Annotated in this window: 8 protein-coding genes; 3 read left to right on the top strand and 5 right to left on the bottom strand. The window is 73.8% G+C overall.

Translation table 11 applies throughout. The annotated features are described in order from the left end of the window. Positions 1-147 precede the first annotated feature (147 nt). Together ACR9ZG_RS17520 and kynA are read right to left on the bottom strand one after the other, a co-directional pair. Positions 148-1,275, bottom strand: a complete 1,128-nt coding sequence (locus ACR9ZG_RS17520) for an amidohydrolase family protein (protein ID WP_481286128.1) — start codon at positions 1,273-1,275, stop codon at positions 148-150. Beyond that, positions 1,272-2,132 carry a tryptophan 2,3-dioxygenase gene (gene kynA, locus ACR9ZG_RS17515; protein ID WP_481286127.1) on the bottom strand — a complete coding sequence of 287 codons (861 nt, stop codon included), beginning with the start codon at positions 2,130-2,132 and terminating at the stop codon, positions 1,272-1,274. Before kynA ends, ACR9ZG_RS17520 begins: the two co-directional genes overlap by 4 nt. Positions 2,133-2,311: 179 nt before the next feature. On the opposite strand from kynA, the gene ACR9ZG_RS17510 reads away from it, so the two are divergent. From ACR9ZG_RS17510 to ACR9ZG_RS17500, 3 genes are all read left to right on the top strand, one after another. Further along, the gene (locus ACR9ZG_RS17510) at positions 2,312-2,533 is read left to right on the top strand and encodes a hypothetical protein (protein WP_481286126.1); all 222 of its coding nucleotides are present in this window, start codon (positions 2,312-2,314) and stop codon (positions 2,531-2,533) included. Positions 2,534-2,583: 50 nt separating this feature from the next. Continuing rightward, a complete protein-coding gene (locus ACR9ZG_RS17505) occupies positions 2,584-3,693 on the top strand; it encodes a zinc-binding dehydrogenase (protein ID WP_481286125.1) in 1,110 nt (369 codons plus the stop codon). A gap of 106 nt (positions 3,694-3,799) precedes the next feature. Further along, positions 3,800-4,405, top strand: a complete 606-nt coding sequence (locus ACR9ZG_RS17500) for a uracil-DNA glycosylase (protein WP_481286124.1) — start codon at positions 3,800-3,802, stop codon at positions 4,403-4,405. A gap of 8 nt (positions 4,406-4,413) precedes the next feature. Here ACR9ZG_RS17500 and ACR9ZG_RS17495 read toward each other — a convergent pair whose 3' ends face one another. The 3 genes from ACR9ZG_RS17495 to ACR9ZG_RS17485 form a co-directional block, all read right to left on the bottom strand. Continuing rightward, positions 4,414-5,088, bottom strand: a complete 675-nt coding sequence (locus ACR9ZG_RS17495) for a Type 1 glutamine amidotransferase-like domain-containing protein (protein WP_481286123.1) — start codon at positions 5,086-5,088, stop codon at positions 4,414-4,416. 58 nt (positions 5,089-5,146) lie between these two features. Beyond that, positions 5,147-5,521, bottom strand: coding sequence for a VOC family protein (locus ACR9ZG_RS17490; RefSeq protein WP_481286122.1), 375 nt, complete (start codon positions 5,519-5,521; stop codon positions 5,147-5,149). 83 nt (positions 5,522-5,604) lie between these two features. Further along, positions 5,605-6,306, bottom strand: a complete 702-nt coding sequence (locus ACR9ZG_RS17485) for a helix-turn-helix transcriptional regulator (RefSeq protein WP_481286121.1) — start codon at positions 6,304-6,306, stop codon at positions 5,605-5,607. Positions 6,307-6,381 lie beyond the last annotated feature (75 nt).

Raw genomic sequence — 6,381 nt, 5'->3', positions numbered from 1 at the left:
AGATGTGTATAAGAGACAGCTCGTGGGGTGCGGTGTGCGGTGGGGTGCGTGGTCTGCGGTTGTGCGGTGGGGCGCGTGGTGTGCGCTGGGTGCGTGGTCTGCGGTTGTGCGGTCGGCGCGTGGTCTGCGGTGGGGCGGGGCCGGGTTCTAGGTCTGTCCCGCCGGGGCTGCGGGTCGGTCGCCGTCGCGGAAGTCGGTCGCCAGCAGGCCCCGCGCGGACGCCAGCCAAGCGGGGAGCTGGTCGGCGGGCCGTGCCGTCGGGGCCGGCGGCGTCGGCACCCAGGCCAGGCGTGGGCCGACCGTGTCGTGGCCCGGGCGGGTGCCGGCGATGGCCTGCAGGATCGCGGTCGCCGTCAGGTCGGCGCGCACCATCCCGTCGAGTTCGCGCGCGTCGACGCCGTCGGGGAGGGGGCCGTTGCCGAGGTCGGTGCCGTAGAGCACGCGGCCGCCCGCCGCGGCGAACCGGCGCAGGTTGTCGAGCGCGATGCCGTGCTGGGGAGTCGGGTCGCCCCAGCCGTGGATGTCGAGCGTCGTGACCCAGGTCATGCCCCGGCGCACGGCCTCCCGCACCAGCTCGTCGTCGACGTGCTCGGTGAACGGGGTGTGCGCGAGCTGATCGGCGCCGGCTCGCACTGCGCGGGCGGTCTGGCCTTCGCCCTGCACGTGGACGGTCACCGGGACTCCTGCTGCATGAGCCTCGTCCACAAGCGCGGCCAGCGTGGCGTCATCCACAGTTTCGCCGGCCTCGGTGTTGAGGGTGACTTTGATGCGCGAGGCTCCTCGCATGAGCTGTTCACGCACCGCCTGCCGCGCCTCCCGCGGCCCGCCGACCTCCGCCGACGACCCGGGAGGTCCCCACCCCGCGTTGACCGGATACCCGCCGGGCGCGGTGATCAGCGCGCCCGCGATCGCCGCCGCCGGGTGCCGGCGCGTCGCGTCCTCGGCCAGCCACGAGGCCGCGACAGAGGGGACCCAGCCGAGGTCGACGGCATGCGTGATGCCCCCGGAGAACACCGCCCGCCGGTCCGTCAGGCCGAGATGGGTGTGGTGGTCGGTGAGCCGGGGGAAGAGGGTGCCGCCGGGATGCGCGCTCGCCGCGGTGACCGGGAGGTCGGTGCGGCGGAGGCGGTCGCCGGTGAGCTCGTAGACGGTCGGCGGGAGGAAGCCCGTCCCGGTCCACACCGCGTCGAAGGCCACGCGCCGCGGGGACGCGCCCCACGGGAACACAGGGGAGGAGGTGCCGGCGTGGGCCGCCGGTGCGCTCGCCTCGGTCACCGCTCGGTACCGATCTCGGTGCGGACGGCGAACAGCTCCGGGAAGAAGGTGAGCTCGAGCGCCTTCTGCAGGAACGAGACGCCGCTCGATCCGCCGGTCCCGGTCTTCATGCCGATGGTGCGCTGCACGGTCTTGAGGTGCCGGAACCGCCAGAGCTGGAAGTTGTCCTCCAGGTCGACGAGCTCCTCGCATGCCTCGTACTCGCGCCAGTGGTCGTCGGCGTGCTCGTAGATGTCGCGGAACACCTCCACGAGCTGCGGGGAGAAGACATGCGCCTGCGTGACGTCGCGGTCGAGCACGTCGGCCGGCACGGCGAAGCCCGAGCGGGCGAGGAGGCGCAGGAACTCGTCGTAGACGCTCGGCGACTCCAGCAGCTCCGAGAGGAGGGAGTGCGCTGCGGGGTCGTTCTCGAACACGCTGAGCATGCGGCGGTTCTTGTTGCCGAGCAGGAACTCCACCGCGCGGTACTGGTACGACTGGAAGCCGGACGAGTTGCCGAGGAAGCCGCGGAACTCCACGTACTCGGTCGGCGTCAGGGTCGCGAGCACCGACCACTGCTCCGTGAGGGTGCGCTGGATGTGCTTCACCCGGGCGATGCGCTTCAGGGCCGGCGAGAGATCGTCGGCGCGGAGCAGGTCGCGCGCCGAGAGCAGCTCGTGCAGCACCAGCTTCAGCCAGAGCTCCGTGGTCTGGTGCTGGATGATGAACAGCAGCTCGTCGTGGTGCTCCGGCACGCTCACCGGCTTCTGAGCGCTCAGCAGGGTGTCGAGGTCGAGATAGCCGCCGTACGACATGCGTTCGCGGAAGTCCGTGACGATGCCGGGGTCGAAGGCGCGCGTGTTGCTGTCCGCGGTCATGCTGCAATTCTGCGCCGATCGTCACGTGGATGCAACGGGTTCGTCGTCAAGAGGCAGTCCGTTCACCTGCCGGTTACCATCGCGTCCCGCCTCGGTCGCTCCCCGCTCCTAACGTTGCGGGTGTCCGCGCCGGACGGTGGGGGGCACGCGCCCGCAGCGGCGGACCAGGAAAGGCGGCCATGACTCCCGACGGTCTCATCACGAGCGAGTTCGACGACGCGGCCGTCATCGACGCGGCCGGCGTCGCGCCCCGCGGCCGGGGCGCCGGCGCCGGCTTCCGGACGCTCGCGGACGACCTGTTCGACCGGCTCGAGCCGGCGGACTTCTTCGACCCGTACGACCGCTGGGAGGGTGTCGCGGCCGAGGTCGCCGCAGGCTCCGGCCGGCGCGGCCGCCGGTGACGGTCCGGGCGGTCACGCCGCGCGTCGTCGCGCCGCCGGCTGGCCTCGGGATGTCGATCAGCGCATATCCGTCGGCCACCGCGATGGTGTGGCCGGGGGAGGGGCTCGCGCACGAGGCGGTCGCCGTGCCCGGGGTGCGGCTCGCGCCGGGGGACGTGCTCGTGGAGGTCGAGCTCGCGACGGTCTGCGGCTCCGACCTGCGCGCGGTGCGGGGCCAGCGGCCCGCGGCGACGCCGCTCGTCCTCGGCCACGAGCAGGTCGGCCGCGTGATCGCGCTCGGCCGTGGCGGGGCGAAGACGACGGACGGGCGGCGGGTCGACCTTGGTGAGCGCGTCGTCTGGTCGGTCGCCGTGCCGTGCGGCACGTGCCCGCGGTGCCGCCGCGGCCTCCCGCAGAAGTGCATGACGCTGCAGCGCTACGGCCACGAGCGGATGCGGCGCGGCTGGGAGCTGTCGGGCGGGTTCGCGACGCACGCGCACCTCCTGGACGGCACCTCGCTCGTCGCCGTCCCTGACAACGTGCCGGCGGAGGTGCTCGCGCCGGCGTCCTGCTCGACGGCGACGGTCGCGGCCGCGCTCGAGGCGGCGTCCGCCGTCGTGCCGCTCGACCGCTCGCTCGTCGTCGTCGCGGGCGCGGGGATGCGCGGACTCACCGCCACCGCGATGGCCACCGACGCCGGGGCGCGCGTCGTCGTCAGCGACCCGAGCCAGGACCGTCGAGAGCGTGCGCTCGCCTTCGGAGCGGCCGCGGTGGTCGACCCGCGGAGCGCCGCCGACTCGCCGACCGGCCTCAGCACCGCTCTCGCGAAGGCCGGGGGCCGCGCCGCCGCGCCCACGATCGCGCTCGAGTTCTCGGGGGCGGCATCCGCGGTGCGCTCGCTGCTCTCCGCGATCGATGTCGGCGGTGTGCTCGTGCTCGCCGGCTCCGGCTCCCCCGGTCCGGACCTCACCATCGCGCCGGAGCAGTTCATGCGCAAGCTGCTGACGATCCGCGGCGTGCACACGTATGCGCCGCAGCACCTCGACGCGGCCGTGCGCTACCTGGCGGATGCCTGGCAGCGGTACCCGTTCGCCGACCAGGTGGGCGCGACCTTCGCTCTCGCCGAGGTGGACGCCGCCCTCGCCGGCTCCGACCATCCTCGCGTCGCCGTGCGCCCCTGACCGACGCCGGCCCCGACATCGTCGACTTGGCACAACACGCCGTCTCACCCGCCGCGGAGACGGCGCGTTGCGCCAACTCGCTGAGCGCCGTGGCACTGTGGAGGCCATGAGCGATCCCCTCGCCGAGTTCTTCCGGCTGGTGCGCGCCACCCCGGTCCCCGACGACGCCGAGCTGCTCTTCGGCGACGACGAGGAGGGGCGGCGGCGCGAGCGCAATCTGCGGCGCTACCTCGGCCTCCTGCACGCGCCCGTCCTGCTGCTGGGTGAGGCGCCGGGCTGGCGGGGGATGACCGTGACCGGCGTGCCGTTCACCTCGGTCCGCGAGGCGGAGGCGGGCGTCGTGCCCGGCCTGGAGCTGCCCGCCGAGCCGCAGGCGCCGTGGGAGGCGTCGAGTCGCGTCGTGTGGGCGACCCTGCGGGAGTGGCGGGGGCCGATCCCGCTGTCGTGGCCGATCTATCCGCACCACCCGTTCGTCGCGGGAGACCCGCGCACCAACCGCACACCGCGTCCGGCGGAGGTGCGGGCCGGTGCGGCGCCCGCGCTGGAGCTCATCCGCGCGCTGGGCTTCGAGACGATCGTGGCGGTGGGCCGCAAGGCGCAGGGCGCGCTGGCGGTGGCCGGGATCGAGGCCCCCGCGATCCGGCACCCGGCCCAGGGAGGCGCGCGGCTGTTCCACGAGCAGCTGCTCGAACTCAATTCCGCGCTGCTGTAGGGGCGGCGTCAGCGCCCCTCGAACCGCTCCCAGCGGCCCTCGCCGACCACCTCCACCCTCCCGTCGACGACCGCGATGGCCGTCTGGTCGTCGATCGCGTAGGAGGGGCCGGGGATGCGCTGCGCCCACCGGCGGGCCGCCTCCAGCGTGTTGCCGGTCCAGCCGGGGTGGTCGAGGTGCGGGAAGATCGAGAAGTCGACGAGCCCGAGGGTGTCGTCCGGGCCGTCCGGACGCCAGTCGAGGAACTCGGCGCCGACCCGCGGCGTCAGAACCATGCTGCCTGCGCTCACACCCACCCAGACCGTGTCGCCGAGCTCCGGCAGGAGCGCCGCGAGGCCCGACTGCAGCATCCAGGTGTACAGGTATCTCGCCTCGCCGCCGTCGACCAGCAGCACATCCGCGTCGCGGACCCAGCGTGTCCAGCGCTCCTCGGCGAGACTCGGCAGGGCGGTCAGCTCGAGCACGCCGGCCGACTTCCAGCCGAGCCCGACGAGACCGGGGTCGCTCGTCCGGCTGCCCGCGGTCGACCGCCAGACGCTCTCCGGGTCGCACGCGGGCTGGCCCCACTGCGCGGTCGGGATGAAGAGCGCGGTGCACTCGCTGATCGGCCTGCCGAGCATCCCGATCAGCGCCGCACGGATGCCGTCGTTGGTGACGCCGCCTGACGTGAGCAGCAGCTTCATCGCGTGGCCTCCCCCTCGACCGCCGGAACCGCGCCCATCGTAGAACGGTGCCCCGGGGTCACGCACCCCGGCGGCTGAAGAGGTTCACCAGGTTGCCGTCGGGGTCCCGGAACAGCGCCGACCGGTTGCCCCACGGCATCGTGGAGGGCGGGAGGACCACGTCGGTCAGGTCCGGCTCCAGCCGGGCGAACTCCGCGTCCACGTCCGGAACCTCGAACTCGACGATGATCGAGCGGTTGGCCGCGGGCGCGGCGGCCCCGCCGAGCATCGCGACGGTCGCCGGGCTCGCGATCGCCAGCGTCGGCCCGCCCGCACCGGAGAGCTGCGCGAAGACCGGCGCGGGTCGTGCAGCGGTGAGCCCGGTCACGTTCTCGTAGAACGCGGCGAGCCGGTCGACGTCGTCGGTGATGATGCGGATGGATGCGAACGGCATGGGTGCCTCCTCGTGGTGGGATCGATGGCTCCAGTGTCGGCGGCGGTCGCGACACCGTCCTGTCGGTGTTTCCGGGAACTCCGTCAGCGCAGGTCGTCGACGATCGAGCGGAGGGTGCCGAACGGGATGTCCAGGTCCTCGCGGCGGAGGGTGCGGGGCGCGGGGCGCTCGCCGGTGAGCTCGGCCGAGATCATGCGGTCGCCGCGGAAGGCCCGGACGCCGTCGCGCAGCCGGCACCAGGCGATCAGGTACCAGATCCCGTCCCTGGCGATGGAGCCGAGCGGCTCGACCTCGCGCTCGCTGAGGCCGCCGCTCCGGTCGCGATACACCAGCCGCACGACGCGGTCCGCCCGGAGCGACGCCGCGAACGCCGGCGGGGTGGCGTCGTCGGCCTCCGGCTCGAGCAGATGGATGCGCGCCGCCAGTGTCGTGGCGCGCCGCGCGTCCTCGTCGGGCAGCACTGCCAGCAGCTTCCGCATCGCCGCGCCGGCGGACTGGCGGAACGGCCCGCGGCGCACCATCCCGAGGCCGATCAGCGCCGCGAGCGCCTCGTCGGCGGTCAGGCCCAGCGGGCCGAGGGAGGCTGCCCTGTCGATGGCGTAGCCGCCGGTGCGCCCGGCTTCCGCCCAGATCGGGACGCCCGACTGCTGCAGCGCCGACAGGTCCCGCTCGATGGTCCGCACCGAGACCTCGAAGCGCTCGGCCAGCCAGCGCGCGCTGCGCCGCCGCGGCGCGACCGCCCGGAGCTCCTCGACGAGCGCGTAGAGACGGTCGGTCCGGTTCACGGCTCCATCCTGGCGCGGGCGGCCGACGCTTGACACCCACCTAGCCCATCCCGTATATTCCACATGGAATAATCC

Source organism: Leifsonia sp. KNZ12-8B, from assembly GCF_056755495.1.
This window is presented reverse-complemented; position numbering and strand designations above follow the sequence as displayed.

What these genes read in the sequence shown, in the direction of transcription:
- kynA (WP_481286127.1), bottom strand. Translation starts at nt 2,132, where the DNA reads ATGACCGCGGACAGCAACACGCGCGCCTTCGACCCCGGCATCGTCACG.
- ACR9ZG_RS17510 (WP_481286126.1), top strand. Translation starts at nt 2,312, where the DNA reads ATGACTCCCGACGGTCTCATCACGAGCGAGTTCGACGACGCGGCCGTC.
- ACR9ZG_RS17505 (WP_481286125.1), top strand. Translation starts at nt 2,584, where the DNA reads ATGTCGATCAGCGCATATCCGTCGGCCACCGCGATGGTGTGGCCGGGG.
- ACR9ZG_RS17500 (WP_481286124.1), top strand. Translation starts at nt 3,800, where the DNA reads ATGAGCGATCCCCTCGCCGAGTTCTTCCGGCTGGTGCGCGCCACCCCG.
- ACR9ZG_RS17495 (WP_481286123.1), bottom strand. Translation starts at nt 5,088, where the DNA reads ATGAAGCTGCTGCTCACGTCAGGCGGCGTCACCAACGACGGCATCCGT.
- ACR9ZG_RS17490 (WP_481286122.1), bottom strand. Translation starts at nt 5,521, where the DNA reads ATGCCGTTCGCATCCATCCGCATCATCACCGACGACGTCGACCGGCTC.